General features: G+C 68.9%; 13 protein-coding genes. 9 read left to right on the top strand and 4 right to left on the bottom strand.

The genetic code is table 11. From position 1 onward, the window contains the following. Positions 1-288 precede the first annotated feature (288 nt). From ACMTAK_RS02810 to ACMTAK_RS02785, 6 genes are all read left to right on the top strand, one after another. On the top strand, positions 289-1,620 hold the full coding sequence (locus ACMTAK_RS02810; RefSeq protein WP_413804654.1) for an ABC transporter substrate-binding protein: 1,332 nt from the start codon (positions 289-291) through the stop codon (positions 1,618-1,620). Then, positions 1,620-2,525 carry a carbohydrate ABC transporter permease gene (locus tag ACMTAK_RS02805; protein ID WP_413804653.1) on the top strand — a complete coding sequence of 302 codons (906 nt, stop codon included), beginning with the start codon at positions 1,620-1,622 and terminating at the stop codon, positions 2,523-2,525. Before ACMTAK_RS02810 ends, ACMTAK_RS02805 begins: the two co-directional genes overlap by 1 nt. Next, a complete protein-coding gene (locus tag ACMTAK_RS02800) occupies positions 2,522-3,427 on the top strand; it encodes a carbohydrate ABC transporter permease (RefSeq protein WP_413804652.1) in 906 nt (301 codons plus the stop codon). The genes ACMTAK_RS02805 and ACMTAK_RS02800 overlap by 4 nt, the downstream gene beginning before the upstream one ends. A gap of 49 nt (positions 3,428-3,476) precedes the next feature. Further along, positions 3,477-5,354, top strand: coding sequence for a TolB-like translocation protein (locus ACMTAK_RS02795; protein ID WP_413804651.1), 1,878 nt, complete (start codon positions 3,477-3,479; stop codon positions 5,352-5,354). Between the two features lie 66 nt (positions 5,355-5,420). Beyond that, entirely contained in the window at positions 5,421-7,541 is a 2,121-nt protein-coding gene (locus ACMTAK_RS02790) for a beta-galactosidase (protein WP_413804650.1), read from the top strand. An 87-nt stretch (positions 7,542-7,628) separates the two neighbouring features. Next, on the top strand, positions 7,629-9,050 hold the full coding sequence (locus ACMTAK_RS02785; protein WP_413804649.1) for a glycoside hydrolase family 5 protein: 1,422 nt from the start codon (positions 7,629-7,631) through the stop codon (positions 9,048-9,050). Positions 9,051-9,701: 651 nt separating this feature from the next. Here the strand turns inward: ACMTAK_RS02785 and ACMTAK_RS02780 are convergent. The 3 genes from ACMTAK_RS02780 to ACMTAK_RS02770 all read right to left on the bottom strand — a co-directional run bounded on the left by ACMTAK_RS02780 (position 9,702) and on the right by ACMTAK_RS02770 (position 12,626). Next, entirely contained in the window at positions 9,702-11,669 is a 1,968-nt protein-coding gene (locus ACMTAK_RS02780) for an ATP-binding cassette domain-containing protein (RefSeq protein WP_413812780.1), read from the bottom strand. 143 nt (positions 11,670-11,812) lie between these two features. Then, a complete protein-coding gene (locus ACMTAK_RS02775) occupies positions 11,813-12,163 on the bottom strand; it encodes an NUDIX domain-containing protein (protein ID WP_413804648.1) in 351 nt (116 codons plus the stop codon). Between the two features lie 49 nt (positions 12,164-12,212). After that, positions 12,213-12,626, bottom strand: a complete 414-nt coding sequence (locus ACMTAK_RS02770; RefSeq protein ID WP_413804647.1) for a hypothetical protein — start codon at positions 12,624-12,626, stop codon at positions 12,213-12,215. A 1,327-nt stretch (positions 12,627-13,953) separates the two neighbouring features. Here ACMTAK_RS02770 and ACMTAK_RS02765 point away from each other — a divergent pair. From ACMTAK_RS02765 to dpgA, 3 genes are all read left to right on the top strand, one after another. Beyond that, positions 13,954-14,160 (top strand): MbtH family protein, encoded by a 207-nt coding sequence (locus ACMTAK_RS02765; RefSeq protein WP_413804646.1) that lies wholly within the window; start codon positions 13,954-13,956, stop codon positions 14,158-14,160. 174 nt (positions 14,161-14,334) lie between these two features. Further along, positions 14,335-14,958, top strand: coding sequence for a TetR/AcrR family transcriptional regulator (locus ACMTAK_RS02760; RefSeq protein ID WP_413804645.1), 624 nt, complete (start codon positions 14,335-14,337; stop codon positions 14,956-14,958). Between the two features lie 583 nt (positions 14,959-15,541). Next, the gene (gene dpgA, locus ACMTAK_RS02755) at positions 15,542-16,615 is read left to right on the top strand and encodes a 3,5-dihydroxyphenylacetyl-CoA synthase DpgA (protein WP_413804644.1); all 1,074 of its coding nucleotides are present in this window, start codon (positions 15,542-15,544) and stop codon (positions 16,613-16,615) included. Positions 16,616-17,043: 428 nt separating this feature from the next. Here dpgA and ACMTAK_RS02750 read toward each other — a convergent pair whose 3' ends face one another. Next, positions 17,044-19,434, bottom strand: a complete 2,391-nt coding sequence (locus tag ACMTAK_RS02750) for an ATP-binding protein (protein WP_413804643.1) — start codon at positions 19,432-19,434, stop codon at positions 17,044-17,046. Positions 19,435-19,865 lie beyond the last annotated feature (431 nt).

Genomic DNA, 19,865 nt, shown 5'->3' with positions numbered 1-19,865 from the left:
AGTAGCACCGAAATATTTTTCGGAGTCCTATCGGCTCGCGTCGCGGAGAGAAAATGCGAAAACAGGGGCAGTCGGGAGGGTTGACGAAGGTCACCGTCATACCTAGCGTTCAGCGTCAACGGAACTCAGGGGAAATGAGTTTCGATCAAATAGGTCATTAATTTTCGATAGCCCGCACAGCACTGTCGCCGAGTTGCGGCCACCCTTCGCGCGCTGCCTCGGCCTGCTTTCCGACGGACGCCCGGTGCCCCGACGTCATCGTCACCGACCCATGGAGGAGGACTCGCGATGAGGCGAGACCACACCGCGGAGGCGGCTTCGCCGACCGCCGCCACATTCCCGTCCCGGCGCGGTTTCCTCGGCGCCGTCGGCGGCGGACTGGCCGCCACCACGCTGGCCGCCTGCGGGTCGGGCGGGGGCAGTACGGGAAGCAGCTCCGAGATCGTGTTCATGAACCAGTCCCGCGGACAGGCGGCGGCGCTCGGACAGCTGGCGCGGAAGTACACGCAGCAGACCGGCGTGAAGATCAAGATCGACAACGTCGGACCGGCCGACTTTCTGACCAAGCTCCAGTCGAGCTCCCAGGCCCGCGACATGCCCGACATCTACTCGGCGATGGACTCCTTCTCCATGGCGCCCTACAACAAGGCGGGTTGGGCCATGGACCTGACCGACCGGATGAAGGGCAGCTGGGGCGACACCTTCCGGCTCGCCACGATCAAGGCGTCGACGTTCGAGGCGGACAACTCGCAGGGCGTGAAGCCGGGCATCTACAGCGCCCACTGGGAGAGCCCAGCCATGGGGATCTTCGTCAACGCCTCGATGTTCAAGGCCGCCGGGCTGGACCCGGACCAGCCGCCCGCCACCATGAGCGAGTTCATCGATCAGCTGCGGAAGATCAAGAAGGCTGGGAAGGACCCCTTCTGGTTCGCGGCCAGCCTGTCGAACCAGCTGGTCCAGTCGTACGCCTCCAACTACTTCACCGACGAGGAGCTGAACGCCACCTTCACCGGCAAGTCCAGCTGGAAGAGCGAGGGCTGGCGCAAGAGCTTCCAGCTCCTGGTCGACCTGCGGGATGCCGGTGTGATCTCCACAGGCTCACTTCCGTCCGGCAACAGCGACAACCCGACCGTCGAGAAGGCCTTCTTCAACAACCAGGGCGTCGCGGCCGTCTTCGACGGCACCTCGGCCGTCGGTGTGGCTCGCGCGACTGCCCCGGACTTCACGGACTTCCGCTCCTTTCCGGTCCCCAAGGCCGATGACGGCACCCGGACACCGCGCATGGTGGGCGGTGCCGCGAAGGGGGCCGCGGTCAACCCCAGGAGCAGGAACGCGGGCAAGGCGCTGAAGTTCGTGCGGTGGCTGACCGATCCGGACCAGCAGACGGTCTTCGTCAAGGAGGTTCCGCTCATCCCCTCCGCGCGGTCCGTGCCCGCGGAGAACATTCCGCAGCAGCTCACCGGTATCGCCGCGAAGATCTCCGACGTCCAGCTCGTTGCCAATCAGATGAAATTGCAGGTCGTCACCGCCCTGCAGAAGGGCGCTGAGGCCATCGTGCTCAAGGAACGCTCGGTCGACGAGGTCCTCGGTGACCTCGACGCGGCGCAGCGGAGGGCGTAGTGAGGCGCCGCAATCGGATGCTGGCCGCCGGCGTCTTCCTGGCGCCGGCCCTGGCGATGATCGCCGTGTTCACGGTGATTCCCTTCGTTCAGGGCATTCTGCTGAGCTTCCAGTCCTGGGACGGGGTCAGCCCGGACACGCCGTTCGTGGGGCTCGACAACTACCGCTGGGTGATGGACGACACCGAGTTCTGGGGCTCGATGAAGAACGCCGTCGTCTTCGGCGCCGTCGGTCTGGTCGTCGCCAACGCGGTGTCGATGGTCATGGCGCTGGCCGTGCACCGCGCCCGCCGCGGATCAGCGTTCTTCCGCACCGTCTACTACCTGCCCGGGGTGTTCTCCACGGTGGTGGTGGGCGTCATGTTCTCGTGGTTCCTCGACCCGAAGATCGGGATCGTCAATCAGGCGCTGAAGACGCTCGGTCTGGACGGCCTGACGCACAACTGGCTGGGTGACCCCAAGACAGCCGTGATCGCCGTTGCCGCCGTGTTCGTCTGGTACCACTGGGGATTCGGTTTCATCCTCTTCCTCGCCGGCCGCCAGGACGTCCCCAACGAGCTGTACGAGGCCGCGTCGCTGGACGGGGCGCGCGGCTGGGCACAGTTCCGCTATATCACCTGGCCCGGGATGTCCCATGTCACCGGCATCGTCAGCGTGCTGACCCTGCTGAGCGGCCTGCAGATCTTCGGCACCGTCCAGGTGCTGACCAACGGCGGCCCCGCCGGCCACACCTCGGTCCCCACCCTGCACATCTACCAACAGGCCTTCCAGTTCAACGAGTACGGTCGCGCGGCCGCGATGTCGGTCATCTTCGGGGCGTGCCTGGTGGCCCTCGCCTGTGTCCAGCTGTGGGTCTCCCGAAGGCTCGGCGGAAGCGCCAACCCCCGGACGGAGAACGGAAGGTGACGGTGAACACGCTTCTCGACCCGGCACCGAAGCCAAAGACGGCGCCGACACCGGCACAGGGCAGTCCACGAGGCCGTCGAAACCGTCTGCGCGGACCACGCGTAGCCCTGTACGCCCTGCTGATCGCCGGAGCGCTGGAAGCGCTGGTGCCGATCCTGTGGGTGCTGAGCGGATCCCTGCAGAGCGCCGAGCAGCTGTACAAGGGAACCGACCCCATTCCCCACCCCTTCGAATGGGGCAACTTCACCACCGCCTGGAACGAGGGAGGCTTCAGCCAGTACCTGCCCAACAGCCTCCTGTACACCGCGGCCGCGGTCCTCGGGATCCTGATCATCGCGAGCCTGGCCGGGTACGCCCTGGCGCGCATCGAGTTCCCCGGACGAGGCGCCATCGTGGGCGCCATCCTCGTCATCATGATCATCCCGCTGCCGGCGTCGTTCATCGCCCAGTACAAGCTGCTGATCACGCTCGGGCTCGCCAACACCCGCATCGGCTACATCCTCGTCCTCATCGCCGGTGGACTGCCGATCTCCATCCTGATCATGCGCGGGTTCTTCGCCAGCCAGCCCAAGGAACTGGAGGAGGCCGCCGCCATCGACGGCGCCTCCCTGCTCGGCACCTTCTGGCGCATCATCCTCCCGCTGGCCAAGCCGGGCCTGGTCGCGGTGGCCGTCATCCAGGCCATGGGGGTCTGGAACGAGTACCTCATGGGCCTGGTGCTGTTCAACGACAGCTCACTCATGCCCGTACAGCGCGGACTCACCAACTTCGTCTCGGCGGAGTCCCCTCAACAGCAGATCCTGCTCGCCGCCTCGATCATCGCGGTCCTGCCGATCGTCATCTTCTACGCGATCGCACAGCGCCACATCATCAGCGGGCTCTCGGCGGGAGCGCTCAAGTGACCACGCGACGACCAGAGAGGGAGCTGCAGCGATCATGAGAGTTCGGAGTGTGCGTTCCACCCTCGCGAGAGGCACCGCGGCCGCCGTACTGGTGCTCGCCGCGGCCCTGTCCGGCCCCCAGACGTCCATGGCCGTGGACGCGGACGCCGCCGCGGACGCGTCGAGCACGACCCGACCGCGGGTCGACATCAAGGAACTGCCGGTGCCGCCGACCGTCCCGCAGGACGGCGTGTGCACCCATCCCACCGGCTGTGTCTCGGCCGACTGGAGCGGCATCGGAACACCCGGCCCCGCCAGGGACCCGAAGTACACGTTCCTGGGAATCACCTACGCCGGGGCACCGGCCTCCGGCCCGGCGAGCGTCTACAGCGGCAATCAGGTCCTGGTGGTCCGCACCGACGGCACCACCTTCCCGAACGGCGAGGCGTGGAAGTGCATCACCTGCGGGGTCTCCTTCGGCTCCGCGATCGACACCAGCCAGCTCGTCTACCCACCGGCGAACGAGCTGCCCGACCGCAAGCACGTCCTGGTCAGCAACGGCATCCTGGAGTGCGGCGCTGACGGAGCCGAGTACACCGTCACCGACCCGCGCTGCACTCCGGCCAACACCCGCATCACCCCCATCTACTGGAACGACAAGCCGCTCTTCGAGCGTGACGAGCACGGGGTCAACAACGGCCGCGAGTGGCGGCTGAGCCCGGACGGCGAGCACCTGGTGTTCAATGTCGTCGACTTCAGGGTCCTCACCATCGCGCCATACGTCGGCCGAATCGCCTACGACCAGGAGAAGGGGCGCTACCACCTCACCAATGTCTCGGTGCTGCAGAACCCGTCCTCGGCCTACCAGCCCATGGTCGTCGAGAACGGTAACCAACTGCGCTTCAACCAGGCCGGAATGATCGGCGAGCCGCGCGGCTGGACCGCCGACGGACGGGCGACCCTCGGCATCCAGAGCCTGAACTCCGACAACATGGACGCCTGGGCCACCGACCTGGCGACCGGCAGCTCCGAGCCGCTGACCCGGCAGGCGCACTACACCGACCCGATGGCCATGTCGCCCAACGGCAAGTGGCTGCTCGCCGAAGAGGTCAACGGCTCGGGACGCCTCAACTTCATCTCCGGCATGCCGGGCATCCCACCGCTCACCGCGCAGGCGGGCACCGCCCCGTACGTCTCCGGAATCCGCAACGCAGGCAACCGCCGCTACTTCTCGCCCTGGCTCGTCGACCCCGCGACCGGTCGCGGCTTCCAGATCAACGCCGGGTCCGACCCGAACTGGAACGCCGCCGCCGACCCGGTGTGGCTCGCCGACAGCACGGCCGTCGTCTACACCGAGAACCTGGCCTGCGGCGCCAACCCGACACCGCACCGCTGCGCCGACTCGACGGAACCCGGAGGCCGCAACAGCCGGGTGATGATCGCCCGCTTCCCGGACTTCGAGCCCAGCGCGCCCGTGACTCCCGCGCCGGTCTCCGACAAGACCTGGGGCCGGCCCTACGACCCGAACACACCTCCGCAGCAGCCGAAGCCGGTGCCGACCGGTACGTACACCCTGCGCGGAAAGGTCCAGGGCTCCGCGACCGTCCAGATCACCAACGACAGCGCCGGCACCCAGACGCTCAGCATCGCCGTCGACTACCGCGATTACAGCGACGACGGAACGAACATCATCGACGGCACCGAAAAGGTTGAGCGCGTCTCCAATACCGCGCTCGGCTGCACGCCCGGCACCGCCACGGCCCTCGCCTGCGTCACGTGGACCGAGGACCTGAAGCTGTCCGGCCGGCACACGGGCACCAAGCGCACCGGCCCAGAAGGCTTCACGCTCGGCCCGTCCGCGATGCTCAGGAACGACTTCCAGGCGGTTGGCACGCTCACCACGACCATCGACGGGACCACCTACAGCCAGCCGGCCAACGGCAGCTGATCCGGGGAGCGGCGGATCTTCCCCGCCGCTCCCGTGCACCAACTCTGCCTTCAGGAGGCCCACTTCATGGCGGACCTGCCCGCCCGCGTTCTCTTCGGCGCCGCGTACTACCACGAGTACCGGCCGCCCTACGGCACCGAACCGGCCGAGGAGCAGCTCAAGAACGACCTCGACCTGATGACCGAGGCGCACTTCAGCGTCATCCGGGTCGGCGAGTCGGTCTGGTCGACCTGGGAGCCGGAGAACGATGTCTTCGACCTGGACTGGCTCCAGCCGGTCCTCGACGGCGCCCACGAACGCGGTATCTCCGTCATCCTGGGCACCCCGACCTACGCGGTTCCGCCGTGGCTGGCACGCCAGTACCCGGAGATCGCGGGTGAGCGGCGCACCGGAGAGCGCATCCCCTGGGGCGCGCGCCAGGAGGTCGACTACACCCACCCCGCCTTCCTCTTCCACGCCGAACGCGTCATCCGCCGCATTCTCGCCCGCTACGCCCGGCATCCGGCGGTCATCGGCTTCCAGGTGGACAACGAGCCCGGCCTGGAACTCCTCCACAACCACGGTGTCTTCCAGCGCTTCACCGACCACCTCCGCCAGAAGTACGGCGACGTGGAAACCCTCAACCGCGAGTGGGGCCTGGTCTACTGGTCGCACCGACTGACCACGTGGGCCGACCTGTGGAGGCCGGACGGCAACAGGCAGCCGCAGTACGACGTGGCCTGGCGGGCGTTCCAGGCCACTCTGACCATCGACTTCGTCGCCTGGCAGGCCGACATCGTCCGCGAGTTCGCCGACGCCGCACAGTTCGTCACCACCTGCCTGTCGTATCCCCGCCCGGGGGTGGAGGACCACGAGCTCAACGCAGTCCTGGACGTCGCAGCGGGCAACCCCTACTACGGCATGCAGGACGCCCTGCTCGCCACCGAGCGCGCCTGGTCCGTCACCCAGCTCGGGGACTGGATGTACTCCTCCCGCCAGGCCCCGTTCCTGGTCACCGAGACCAACGCCGGCACCATCGGCCCGCCCTGGGACAACCGCCCCGCCTACGACGGCCAGTGGCGCCAGGCGGCCTGGGCGCTGGTCGCGCGCGGGGCGCGGATGGTCGAGTACTGGCACTGGCACACCCTGCACTTCGGTACCGAGACCTATGTGGGTGGCATCCTCCCGCACAGCGGCAGGCCCGGCCGCACTTACGACGAACTGGCCCGCCTGGGAGCCGAGTTCGAGGCCGTCGGGCCCCTGGTCGCCGGTCTGGAACCGGACGCGGACCTCACCATGGTCTACTCGACGCCGAGCAAGTGGCTGATGCAGAAGTACCCGCCGCTGGCCGGCCCCGACGGAGGGCCCGACGCGAACGCCTACCACGGGATCTTCGACCCCTTCTACCGCGGCGCCTTCGAGGCGGGGCGCCAGGTCCGGATCGTGCACGCCCGCCAGCTGCACGACCCGAGCGGCGAACGCCCCGGCCCGAGTCCCGGGGAGGCGGCACGCCGCCATCCCGTCCTCGTCGTCCCGGCGCTGTACCTGGCCGCCGACACCACACTGGACTGGTGCGCGGCCTACGCACACGCGGGCGGCCACCTGGTGCTCGGACCCCGGACCGGCTACGCCGACCACGAGGCCCGGGTGCGCCGGGAACCGGCGCCGGGGCGGCTCGTCGACGCGGCCGGGGCCGGCTACGAGGAATTCAGCAACCTGGCGGCCGACATCCCGCTGCGCGCTGCGCCCGGCGGCCCGCTGCGGCTGCCGGAACAGGCCACGGCCACCCGCTGGGTGGACGGACTCACCGCCCTGGACGCCGAGGTACTCGCCACGTACGACCACCCGCATTTCGGCCGCTGGCCGGCCGTCACCACCCGCCGCCACGGTGCGGGCCGCGTCACCTGCGTCGGCACGGTTCCCGGCCGCGGCCTCGCGCGGGCGCTGGCGGACTGGCTGGCGCCCGCCCCGCGCAGCGGTTGGCGGGACCTGCCGCCGTCGGTCACGGCCGCCACCGCGACCTCGCCGGACGGACGCCGTGTCCACGTCGTCCACAACTGGAGCTGGGACCCGGCGCATGTCACGGCGCCGTTGGCGCTGTCCGACGTACTGGACGACACCGCCGCACCGGCCGGTACGACCCTGCGCCTGGGTCCCTGGGACGTACGGGTCTTCGTCGGCGCCGACGACAAGTCCGCCCCCTCCTGAGCCCGCCCCGTCGTGAGCCCGCCTCAACCAGATGGCACGGCACCACCGAACCCCGTCCGTCACCGCATCACGAAGGATCCGCCCGTCTTGGTCACCTCACCTTCCTCGTCCTCCGTCCGTTCCCCTCGCCCTTCCCCGAACCCGCTGCTGAGGGTCTCCGGTACCCGGCTGGAGACCCAGGACGGCACCCCCGTCCGGCTGCGGGGCGCCGGTCTCGGGGGCTGGATGAACATGGAGAACTTCATCACCGGCTTTCCGGGCAACGAGGCCGCGATGCGCTCCGCTGTGCGGGAAGTGCTCGGCGAGCGCCGCTACCGCCTCTTCTTCGACCGGCTCCTGACGGCCTTCTTCGACGAGGCAGACGCGGCGCTGCTCGCCTCCAAGGGCGTCAACTGCCTGCGGCTGCCGGTGAACTACCGCCACCTCGAGGACGACGCCCGCCCGTTCGAGATCCGCGAGGAGGGCTTCGCCCAGCTCGACCGCGTGGTGGAACTGTGCGGACGGCACGGCATCTACACCGTCATCGACCTGCACTCCCTGCCCGGTGGCCAGAACCACCAGTGGCACTCCGACAACCCCACGCACCTGGCGTTCTTCTGGACCCACCCGCACTTCCAGGACCGGGTGGTGCGCGTGTGGGAGGTCATCGCGGACCGCTACAAGGACAACCCGTGGGTGGCCGGCTACAACCCGATCAACGAGCCCGCCGACGACTCCGGGCGGGTACTGCCCGCCTTCTACGACCGTCTCGCGGCAGCGATCCGGTCGATAGACCCCCGCCATATCCTCTTCCTCGACGGAAACCACTACTCCACGGACTTCGGCATCTTCGGCGACCCCATCGAGAACGCCGTCTACACCTGCCATGACTACGCACGCGCCGGCTTCGCCCGCAGCGGCGGCTACCCCGGTCACACGGACGGCGTCTGGACCGGCAAGGAACAGGTCGAGGAAGCCTTCCTGCGCCGCACCGCCTACATGCGCGAAACCGGCACCCCGATCTGGATCGGCGAGTTCGGCCCCGTCTACACCGGTGACCCGGCGCGGGACGAGCAGTGCGCACAACTGCTCGCCGACCAGCTGGAGATCTACCGCCGACACGAGGCGAGCTGGTCCATCTGGACCTACAAGGACGTCGGTCTGCAAGGACTCGTCCACATCGCGCCGAACAGCGCCTACCACCGGCACTTCGCCGCGTTCATGGCGAAGAAGCACCGACTGGGAGCGGAGGCCTGGGGCTCCCCGGAAGGCGAGATCCGCGAGCTTGCCAAGCCGCTCGAACAACTCATTGCCGACGAGTTCCCCCGCTTCTCTCCCCAGCCGTTCGGGGCCCGTCAGTGGCTGGACGTCCTCCTGCGGCATGTCCTGTTGGGCCAGCCTCTGGTCCTGGAATACGCAGAACTGTTCCGGGGCCTGGGCGACGACGACCTCCTGGCCCTGGCCGACTCCTTCGCGCTGGAGCAGTGCGTACGGCGCGACTGGCTACTGGACGCGCTCGAAACCGGATGACGGCGTCCTCCTTGTCGTGCGTGCTCGACGGTGTGCGGCGCCCTTCGGCGGAGCCGCGGTTCTCTTCGTCCTGCGTGGTGCTCATCTGCGAAGGTCCGCCCTTCTCGGTAGCGGTTCTGGCGACGGCAGGCAGCGGAGCCGCTGAGAGTGCCGCCAAGCCGGTCGTCAGGATGCGGACCCCGTCGGGACCAGCCCATGGGGACGTAGAAGATCCCGGACCATGCAAGTGACGGCGGATTCCATGTCTTCGCGATGGCCGGCGGGAAGGTGCCAGGTCAACGGGGCGAAGGCACTGCTGCCAGTGCTGGACCTGTTCGGCCATCTCTTTCGCGGCCAGGTGGCCGTGCGGACCGTAGCCGTGGACGACGAACTCGTACAGGGTGTTGCCGTCGTCTCTGTCGGAGATACGCTCGGTGGCCAGCCGCGCGAGGGAGGCACCGCGGACGATCGCGGCGCCGGGCCAGTGCTTGGGCGGCGGGTTCAGGACCCCGTTCTCGCCGTCGGGGTGGACGCCGGTGTCGGGGACGGTGCGCCGGTTCGCGTTCCAGGCGCGGACGTGGTCGCTGGTCGGCCAGCTGGTGGCGCAGGGCGCTGGCTTCGTCGGGGTCGGTGACGGGGGTGTCGCCACGGCGGGCCTTTCGCTCGAGCGGGTCATGCGGGATCCGCGACGGTGGGTGCGGCGGGGTTCGGGATGCTGGCTGTGGTGGGGGCGTACTGGGCGGCCTGCGCGTGGGACATGGCGGCGTACCGGCCGCGTTTGGCGATGAGTTCGTCGTGCGTGCCGTGTTCGACGAGGTGTCCCGCGTTGAGGACGTAGATGTGGTCGGCGTGGCGTACGCCGGACATGCGGTGGGTGACCAGGACGACGGCCCGGTTCGGGGCGGCGAGGCGGCGGATGCGGTCGAAGGCTTCGATCTCGGCCTCGGGATCGAGCGCGGAGGTGGGCTCGTCCACGATGAGGACGCTGTCCGCCTGCGAGGTCGCGCTACGCCAATGGGTGCGGGCCAGCCCCACTTTCTGCCACTCGCCGCCGGAGAGTTCGATGGCGCCGCGGAACATGCGGGCCAGCAAGCTCCGAAGACCGTCGGGGAGTTTGGCGATGACCGGGGCGGCACCCGCGTAGTCGACCGATGGCTGCAGGTCCTGCGAGGTCGCGGCGTGGGCAGGGCGGCCAAGGCGGATGTTCATCGCGGCGGTCACCGGCCAGCGCTGGAAATCCTGGGTGAGCAGGGAGACGCGCTCGAAGACCTGCGAACGGTCGAGACCGGTGACGTCCGCCTCGCCCCAGCGCAGGGCGCCGGCCTGGGGCAGCAGCATGCCCGACAAGACCTTCATGAGGGTGCTCTTGCCGGAGCCGTTCTCACCCACCACTGCGGTGACCGACCCCATCGGCAGGGTCAGCGACACCTGCTCCAGGGCCGCCGTGTCACGGTCGGGGTAGCGGTAGGTGACCTGGTCCAGGACGATCTCCTTGACCCGATCAGGCACCGGGTCGCCGCCCGCGGGAATGGTGCGCTGCGCGGCTTGGGTGAGGAACCGGCCGTGGTCGCGGACGTAGAGGGATTCCTCGTGCAGCTGGTTGATGTTCATCACCAGCGCGCCCAGGCTCGCCGAGCCGGTCCGCACCGCGATCACGGCGGTCCCGGCGACGGCGAGGCTCATGTGCCCGGCGATGATCAGCCAGAACATGGCCCCGTAGGTTGCGGCCATCGCCAGCCCGGACAGCGCGGAGGCGACCCATTCGGTCAGGGCTTTGCTGGAGGCGAGGCGTTCCTGTTCGGCTTCGGCGCTCTCGGCCATGCGCTCGTAGCGGCTGAGAAGGAAGGCGCCGACGGCATGGAGGCGGACCTCCTGGGCGGCGGTGCGCTCGGTGAGCAGATTGCCGATGAGGCGGCTGGCTCGCACGTGCTCGATCCAGGTCATCACCGACACGTACCGCTCCTGGGCCACGCGCATGGCACCCCAGCCGCGCGGGGCGGCGATGAGGATCAGCATGGGCAGCAGGAGGGGGTGCAGAACGGCGAGAACGCCGGCGGTGGTGATCAGGGAGATCAGGCCGTTGAGGGCGGCGACGCAGGCGCCGATCATGCGGCGGGCGGAGCCGGGGCCGTGCTGGGCGATGTCGACGAGCCGACGGAAGTCAGGGTCGTCGATGGCTTCCAGCTCGGCGTCGGCGGCGGCGGCCAGGTACTGGGTGGTGGCGATCCGCTCGACCTTCGGCTCCAGGCGCCCCGCGCGGGAGGTGGACCAGGCGGAGAGGGCGGAGTTGATGACACCGATGGCGGCGGCGGCCAGCAGACCGGGTAACAGCGCGTGCAGCCGCTGGTCGGCGCTGCCGGTTCCGGCGAGCAGCGCGTGCATGACGGCGTTGATGGCGAGCAGACCGATGGCCGCTGCGATGCCCTGGCCGATCTCACTGACCGCCACGGCCAGCAGCGCGCGCCGGTCGGCCTGCCACGCCATGCGCAGGGTGGCGCCGACGAGCGCGGGCATGGATCGCAGTGCCGACATCATGGTCAGGTCGAGGCCGGCGTGCTCGTGGTGGGACCAGCCCATGTCGTAGCGCAGCGGTCCGCCGAACAGCTCTTGTTCGGCGTCGGAGACCCGGGGCTCGGCCATTCTCACCCGTCCGAAGAACCTCTTCACCGGGCGCCTCCCGGGGTAGGCCAGTTCAGCCCCCGGTATGACGGGCCGTGGGTGAGCATGTGGAAGATGGCGGCGGTGTAAGGGTGGCAGTCCGGCGGGGGTTTCTCCATCGGCACTCAGAACAGCTCCTCGTGCTTGTCCGGCTCGGCGTTGTGCGGCTCGCCCGCCCAGGACTGGGCGATGAACACGGCGGTGATCCGGTCCATGCCGTCGCCGGGTTCGTGGTGGTGGCTGAGGCCGCAGAATTCCTGCTGATCAGTGTTGATGTGGACCCCTGTCTCTTCTTTCGCTTCGCGCCGTGCGGCGCGATCGAGCGGTTCCCCGGCTTCCAGATGGCCGCCCACGACGGTGAGTTGTCCCGGGGCGAGGGCCGCGTCCGGCTTGCGGCGCACGCACAGGGCGGCGCCGTTCGCACGGAGCAGGACCTGGACCACGTCAGCGATCAGCAGGTGAGGCGCGTTGCTCACAGACAGCCCTCCTGCAGGAGGCGTTCGACGGTGTGCCGGCTGCGCGCGGTCACGAGCGGGTCGCCGTGCCGGGGACGTAGGCGAGCGCGCTGGCGACGTCAGCTGCTGCGAACGCTGTCCGCTTGCCCGCCGCGTGTACGCGGATCTCACCAGCGGCGTGCGGCCTGGTCAGGTACGCCAGTAACGAGGCCACAGCGCGCCGGTGATCGACCCAGTTCAGCCGCGAGGTGTCATCGCGGCGCGCCGAGCGCACCGCGCCCCACCCTTTGGGCAGGGCGATCGCCAGCAGCATCGGAAGCAAAGTCCAGTGCGGCGAGGCAAGCACGATGGCCGCCACCAGACTGATCAACACGTTTTCCACGCCCACCGACAGTCTGAGCATGTTGCGTGCCGAGTCGGTGCCGAACTTCCCCGCCTCCAAGACCCGTTGGACCTCCGGCCGCTCGGTCGCCTCGACCTCCACCTGGGTGACGGCCTGGTCATACCGGGCGGAGATGGCCCGCTCGACCTGGCCATCTTCCCGAACCCCTTGCGAGTCAGCGCGTCCTGATGATGCGCGAAGGACTGATCCCAGCGCAGCCGGCCTCCGTACAGCTCCTGCTCCGCGTCCGAAATCCCGCTCGCCGTCTCTCCCGGCTTCCTCCACGGCTTCATGCCCACTGCTCCTGCCCGAGCACTTCGGCGGGCGGGCCGATGACCAGAACCTGGGCACCGGCAGACACGCTCCACCACCGCTCCGTCGAAGGAAGCCGGTGGCCGCGCCGCCGCAGCGGGGAGAGCGGAAGCACAGACCACTCAGTGCGGGCCCGTGGGGCGGTAGCCATTGTGACAGCGTCAACACGGCGCCGCATCAGTGCGGCAGTCAGCCTGCCGGAACGATGTTGTTCGATTAAGACAAGGGCAGGCGCTGGAACAGGACTGGGGGCCACGGTGTCCTCCGGAAGGGCGCGTCTGAGGTACTGGTGCTCTAATAACGGCGCCGGACGGGGCACCGTTACGGGTATCTGGCGAACAAAAGTTCCATGCAGCGGCGGTTCGCCTGCTGTGGTGGGGCTCGCCGGTCTTCTGGGTCGTTCGAGCGGGGCGGGTTCACTCGGCTGAGGGATTGACGTGTGAACAACTCGCCCACCGGGGACACCACCTCGGGTGCTGCCAGGAGGGAACAAATCGAGGTCTCTTCGGCGTGACAGCGCGGTGACAGGCTGCGCCCGTCGGGCTGGAGTTCGTCGATCGTGGATGGAGAGCCGGTGGGCACGGCGGATGCGTCGGGACGGCGTCCGTAAGACGGCCCCCAGGTTGTGTGTTCCCGTTCGGGTGCGGGCGGCCGGACGGTACGTGGTCGGCCGCGGCGTTTGGGACGGGAGGCCTTCGCGTGGCGGCGGCGGCGCAGGCGGGCCAGGTCAACTGCGGACGGTCTACCGTAAGCTGCAGTACGGCGACTTGGTGGCGCAGCGCCAGAATCTCCAGGTCCTTCTTGCGATCGCTCATCGGCACGAGCCGTACGAACGTGAACACGGTCGACAGGGTGACGTAGAGGAGTCGCAGCAGCACGGTCAAGCGTCTCGCTGGTCGGTACGGACGGGCTACACCCGGTCTTGGTTCAGGGGAGGAAAGCGTCCAAGGCCGCCATCGACGACTACACCCGTGACCTCGGCCCGCGCCGGGCGACCGCCAACGTCCGTAACGGTGGCTCTCGCTGATGCCGATCCCGCCGTGACGCATAAACATGGAGGCGTCCCGGTGGGTCGTCCACTGTCAGGACGGTAGCGGTATGAGAGGCGGAGACTGGCGTGAATCCCTTCGACGATTCCGACGCGGAATTTCTGGTGCTGGTCAACCACGAGGGACAGTACTCGTTGTGGCCGGCCTTCGCGGATGTACCCGAGGGGTGGACGGTCGACCATGACAAGGACACCCGCGAAGCGTGCCTGGCCCATATCGAGGAGAACTGGACGGATATGCGGCCCAAGAGCCTGATCGAGGCGATGGGCGGCTGAGCGTCGACTGATGTCTGCCGCCGAAGGCGGCGTGACGGGGCGCGGGCGAGGGGCGCGTCGCCCGGCTGCTTCCAGCAGGAGCTCCGATCCGCGCCGCGGGCCGTGGCCAGGCGGACATCACCTGTCAGGGGCAGGAGTCGTATATCCTGAAGCCGGAGCTGCTACTTTCGCATCATGATGACCAGGGCCGCCCAGCTGAGCGCTCGAACATTCACCCAGGACGCACGCAGAGCGCAGATAGTCCAGGCAACTATCGAGACACTGGCCGAAATTGGTTATTCAAAAGCCTCATTCAGTGCGATATGCCGACGGGCCAGGCTCAGTAGTACCGGAATGATCTCCTACTATTTCTCGGGGAAGCCCGAACTCTTTCGGGAGGTCGGCCAAACCATCCTGACGGAGGCCGGAACGGCCATAGAGGCCAGTATCGCCGCTGAGATGACATACCGGGGGAAGCTCGGCGCCTATATCGCCTCTCAGGTGACCATTGTCATTCGTCGGCCGCTGTACGCCCAGGCACTGGCGGAGATCGTCGCCATGGCTCAGACGCGCCAGGTCGACGGCCTGGACGACATCGCCCGCAGCGCTCTGTCCATCGAGTGTCTGGTCAACCTGCTGGAGCAGGGATGCAAAGCGGGCGAGTTCCACACGTCCGACTCCCGTCTGATGGCCCTCGCTATCCGCGGCGCCATCGACAACGTCGTCCGTCATCACCATCTCCGCGATGGTGACGTCGATCTGGAACGGTGCGCGCGACAGTTGGTGGACCTTTTCGACCGCTGCATCACATCGGTATAAGGGTCCGGCCGTCGGCCAGTCCTGACAAAGGCGACCGCTGATGTTCTCGGCCGTCATGGTCTCCCGGGCGATGGGTGAACGCCACACGGACGGCACCAACAGAGGGCGCGCGGCCGGGCGAGCCTCGATTTCTCGGGCCGGTGAGATGGGCCGCGACGCGCGATCGCCACGCACAAGGCCGCTCCCGTGGACATCGGCGATGCCCACCCGCACGACCTCCAACCCCACGGGCTCGGCCATCCACTCGATCTGCCGCAATGAGTCTCCCGGCTCCATGTCGACGCGCGTGGTGAGCTTCGCGACCTTGCCCCGTAGCGTTCGATCATGAACGGGCGGATCCCAATTCGAATTGCGGGCGGCCCGTACCTTCCATCCCCATGGGAAAGGCGACAGCGGCTCCCGGAAACCCGGCGGGAATACCGATCGGCGCGCGGACGCGTAACTGTGGCTACCACTGGTGCCGTTTGGCCTCGCCCTGCTCCAGTATTGATACCGGGCCGGGGCGGACGCGGAAGTGTTCTGATTTGTCGGCGTAATCCGGCCGACGGCGACTGCCCGTGATACGGCGATACGAGAGGGAATCATGCGAGCGATCCGAGAGGCGCCCGGCATCGTCGGCGTAGGTGCCGCGGTGCCGCCGGACTCCTACACGCAGCAGGAACTCCTCGATACCTTCGGCATCACCGACCCCCGTATCCGCTCGATCTTCCTCAACGGAGCGATCGAGCGGCGCAACCTCAGCCTGCCGCCGCTCGGCCCCGACGGGAAGCCCACCACCGAGACACAGGGCGACCTGCTGCGCAAACACACGGCGAGCGGGCTGCGCATGGGGCGCGAGGCCGTCGAGCGCTGTCTGAAGGACGGGGGCGCCTCCCTTGCCGACGTGCGCTACCTGTGCTGTGTCACCTCCACCGGACTTCTCACACCGGGCTTCTCCGCGCTGCTCATCAAGGACTTGGGCGTCGAGCGGTCCTGCCAGCGCCTGGACGTGGTCGGCATGGGCTGCAACGCCGGACTCAACGCCCTGAACTCCGTGTCCGCCTGGGCCGCCGGCCACCCCGGCGAACTGGCGGTGATGGTGTGCGTCGAGGTGTGCTCCGCCGCGTATGTCTTCGACGGGACCCTGCGCTCGTCCGTGGTCAACAGTCTGTTCGGTGACGGGGCGGCGGCCGTTGCCGTCCGCGCCCCGGGACGGACTTCCGGGGAGCAGCCGCCGACGCCCGCGCTGCTGCGGTTCACCAGCCACATCATCCCTGAAGCCGTCGACGCCATGCGCTACGACTGGGATGACGCGCACGGCAAGTTCAGCTTCTACCTCGACCCCGACGTTCCCTACGTCGTCGGGGCCAACGCCGAAACCGCCGTAGAGCGCCTTCTGGCCGGCACCGGGATACACACGAGCGACGTCACCCACTGGGTGGTGCACTCCGGCGGCAAGAAGGTCATCGACTCGGTCCGGGTGAACCTCGGCCTGTCCCGGCACGACGTGCGGCACACCATCGGAGTCCTGCGGGACCACGGCAACCTCTCCAGCGGCTCGTTCCTGTTCTCCTACGAGCGGCTGCGCGACGAGAAGGCGGCTCTCCCCGGCGACATCGGGGTGCTGATGACCATGGGACCGGGATCGACCATCGAAACGGCTCTCGTGGGCTGGTGACGGAAGGAACCGTTGCGGACATGTGGACCGAGCCCGACCGGACCCGGCTGCCCGGCCGCCTGGACGTGCCGGCCCCGCTGGAGAGCGGCCGTTCGCTGTCGTCTTGTGGGGCACCGACACACCGCTGACCGAGTCCGTCGACCTGTGCCTCGTCACACCGAGATCACTCTGGTTCACCCGGCTCCGAGGGGCGCTTGCGGTGTTCCGCGGACGCACGCTGAACCGTGGCGACTGGGCCGCCGTCAACCTCAAGCGGGTGGAGCGGCTCATGAGCGGACGCCGGATCACCCGTGTCAGGCTCGGCCACGTCATCGCGGTCGGTCGACACGGAGCGGGAGGTGGAGCCGGCGTCGGCGGCCGCGGTGGTGCTGCTTCCGGTGGAGACCACGGCCGAGTGAGGGCGGCGGCCCTGGGCGTCGGCCCCGGCATCAGGTGTCGTTGAGCTGTCGGGGGCTGGGCCCGCCCATGACGCGGGCACCATGGACCACGCTGCGTACCTGAGGCATCCGCTGCTCCGCGGGTGGGGTGGTGAGGCGGGCCAGGGGCTTCGGCTGCCGCTGCGCCACCCACGCCGCGATGTGCGCCCGGGACCGCAGCCCCAGGGTGGTGCGGATGTGCCGGATATGGGTTTCGACGGTCCGTACCGACACATGCATCCGTGCCGCGATCTGACGGTTGGTGAGGCCTTCCACGACCAGCTCGGCCACGTCCCGTTCCCGTCTGCTCAACGGGTGGGCGGGGCGCTTGTGGTGTGTTCCGGGCCCGTCGTCGCCGAGCGCGAGCGCGACCGCCTGATGTTCCGGCAGACCATGGCCCGAATCGAGCCAGGCTTCGGCGCGGGCGGGCGGCATGGCCCGGAGCGCGGTCTCCCGCGCCTCGTGAACGCGCCGACGCCACCACTCGGTGTCCCGCCCGGCGTTGTCGCGGATTCGCTCCGCCGCGCCCAGCAGCCGCAGCCCCCGGTCGAACCGGCGGGCCCGGGTGGCGACCAGAGCCAGCCCCTCGATCGCCGCGGCAGTGTCGCTCCGATGGGCCGGGCGTACACAAAGCACCTCGGTGAAGTGTGCCTCCGCCAATGTCAGGTCGTCCTTCTCCAGAGCCAGCGCACCGGCCGTGACCAGCACCGAGCGCAGTCGGAAGGGTGCCGCGTGGCGGCGCAGCGTGGGCAGGACACGGCGGATCGTCTGCTCAGCGCCGCCGAGTTCGCCGTTCTCCATCTGCTGCCGGGCGATTTCGCCCAGACAGAGCGCGGTCAGCATGTTGTGGCCCAGCCGTAGGCCGATCTTCAGGGCCCCCGCCAAGTCGGCTCGGGACGCCTCCCGCTCGTCCGCCAGCTGCCGGATCGTGCCGCGCAGCAGGAGCAGGCGGCCCAGCCGGGCTGTGCCTCCGCCGCGTTCGCGCTCCAGTGCCACCGCCTCGTCGGCCCGCCGGGCCGCGGCGGCGTCTTCGCCGTCCCGGCGCGCCAGCGCGGCCGCCGCCTCCAGTGCGACGCCACGGTAGACGGAGGTCGGCGCGGTGCGGTCCAGGGCGTGCGCCACGTGTTCTGCGGCACCGGTGTGCCGCCCGCCGGCGACCTCCGCCGCTGCCAGCGCCACGGCCAGCAGCAATTGGCGTTCGTCGTCACCCGAGCCGAGTCTGCGCAGGGCGTGTGTGAGGTTGGCGTGTTCCTTTTCCAGCATGCTCAGTGTCCCGGCCGGTGCGACGGCCTCCTCGCGCAGTGGCAGGGACGCCGTGGTCAGCCAGGCGGTCAGCCGCTCGTATGCCGCTGTGTCCTCGCCCTGGGCGACTAACATCTCGTGCCCGAAGTGTCGCATGGACTCCAGGAGCCGGAAGCGGGCCGGGCCGTCCGCGCCGGGGACTGGTGTGATGACGGACTTCGCCTCCAGACCGATGAGGATCTCGGGCATCGCCGACACCGCCTCGGGGATGTCGGCCGCGAGCGCGGCGGCCGCATCCGGCCCGAAACCGCCCGGGAGCACCGACAGCCTGCGCACCAGCGCGCGTTCCGCCGAGCTCAGCAGGTCGTAGCCCCATTCCAGGGAGGCGCGCAGGCTCCGGTGCCGGCCGTCGGCGAGCCGCCATCCGTTCGTCAGCAGCGCGAGCCTGTCGTCCATCCGGTCCCGGACCTCGGCAGGCGGGAACACGCGCATCAGCCGGGCCGCCATCTCGATGGGCAGCGGCACCCCGTCCAGCCGTACACAGATCTCGCCCACGTCCGCCGCGTTGGCCTCGGTGAGCTGGAAGTCGGGAGCGACGGCGCGAGCCCGGTCCATGAACAGGGTGACCGCGTCGGAGCGGAGGCAGGCGGCGAGCACGGTGCCGGAGTCCAGGTCCGGCAGCGCCAGTTCGATCACCGGGAAGACCGATTCGCCTGGGAGTCGCAGGGGTTCGCGGCTGGTGACCAGGATCCGCAGTCGGGGGTGGCGCGGCAGCAGATCGGTCAGCAGTGTGCCGCAGGTGTCGAGGACGTGTTCGCAGTCGTCGAGGAGGAGCAGCCGGTCCTTCTCCGCCCCATCCGCATTGTCGGGCATCGCGTCGACCGTGGTGAGGATGCGCTGCCGTATCTCCTCCGGTTCGGTGAGTTGACCCAGCTTCACCACCGCCACCTCGTGGCGTCGGCCGCGGGCCTCCTGGCCGGCCAGTTCCAGGGCCAGCCGCGTCTTGCCGACGCCCGCTGGGCCGGTCAGTGTCAGCAGCCGCGACTCACGCAGAATACGGGCCAGGTCGATGAGTTCGTCCGTGCGTCCGATGAAGCTGCTCATCTGTGTCAACGGTGTCTCGACCAGCGCGGTGTCCATGCCGCCGGACTTCTGCCGCATGCGGTAGGAGCGTTGCCGGCAGGCGTTGGAGCAGTAGCGGGCCCGCGGCGGCGAGGTACTTGACTGCCCGTGCGGGCGCACCGGCCGGCCGCACATGTCGCAGCTAGCCGTCGGGGAAGCGGACATAGCACCTACCTTTGTGGGTGAGGACGGGCATGGGTAAGGGCCGTCCCGGGATACAAGGACGCGTGTCCGCCTGACGGCGGACGGCGGACGGCTCGATGGCGGAAAAGAGTGGGAGCGTGCGGGGGATTTGGCGTGGCGCGGTTTCAGTCAAGCCGACGGGACGTCACGTGGCCGGCGCGCCTGATCGGCAAGCGATCGAGGTGGTGGGGGCATGCCGAATTCTTACTCCGTTTTCGCCGGGAGCGCGGTGGTGAGGTGCGCCCCTGAACCAGGAGAGTCACTGAGAATGTGGTCCCGGTCCTGAG

Origin of the sequence: Streptomyces lacaronensis, assembly GCF_047337785.1 — a bacterium.
Lineage (GTDB): Bacteria > Actinomycetota > Actinomycetes > Streptomycetales > Streptomycetaceae > Streptomyces > Streptomyces lycopersici.
The sequence above is the reverse complement of the archived record's forward strand: the minus strand, read 5'-3'. Positions and strand labels throughout refer to the sequence as shown.

What these genes read in the sequence shown, in the direction of transcription:
- ACMTAK_RS02810 (WP_413804654.1), top strand. Translation starts at nt 289, where the DNA reads ATGAGGCGAGACCACACCGCGGAGGCGGCTTCGCCGACCGCCGCCACA.
- ACMTAK_RS02790 (WP_413804650.1), top strand. Translation starts at nt 5,421, where the DNA reads ATGGCGGACCTGCCCGCCCGCGTTCTCTTCGGCGCCGCGTACTACCAC.
- ACMTAK_RS02780 (WP_413812780.1), bottom strand. Translation starts at nt 11,669, where the DNA reads ATGGCCGAGCCCCGGGTCTCCGACGCCGAACAAGAGCTGTTCGGCGGA.
- ACMTAK_RS02760 (WP_413804645.1), top strand. Translation starts at nt 14,335, where the DNA reads ATGATGACCAGGGCCGCCCAGCTGAGCGCTCGAACATTCACCCAGGAC.
- dpgA (WP_413804644.1), top strand. Translation starts at nt 15,542, where the DNA reads ATGCGAGCGATCCGAGAGGCGCCCGGCATCGTCGGCGTAGGTGCCGCG.
- ACMTAK_RS02750 (WP_413804643.1), bottom strand. Translation starts at nt 19,434, where the DNA reads ATGCGGCAGAAGTCCGGCGGCATGGACACCGCGCTGGTCGAGACACCG.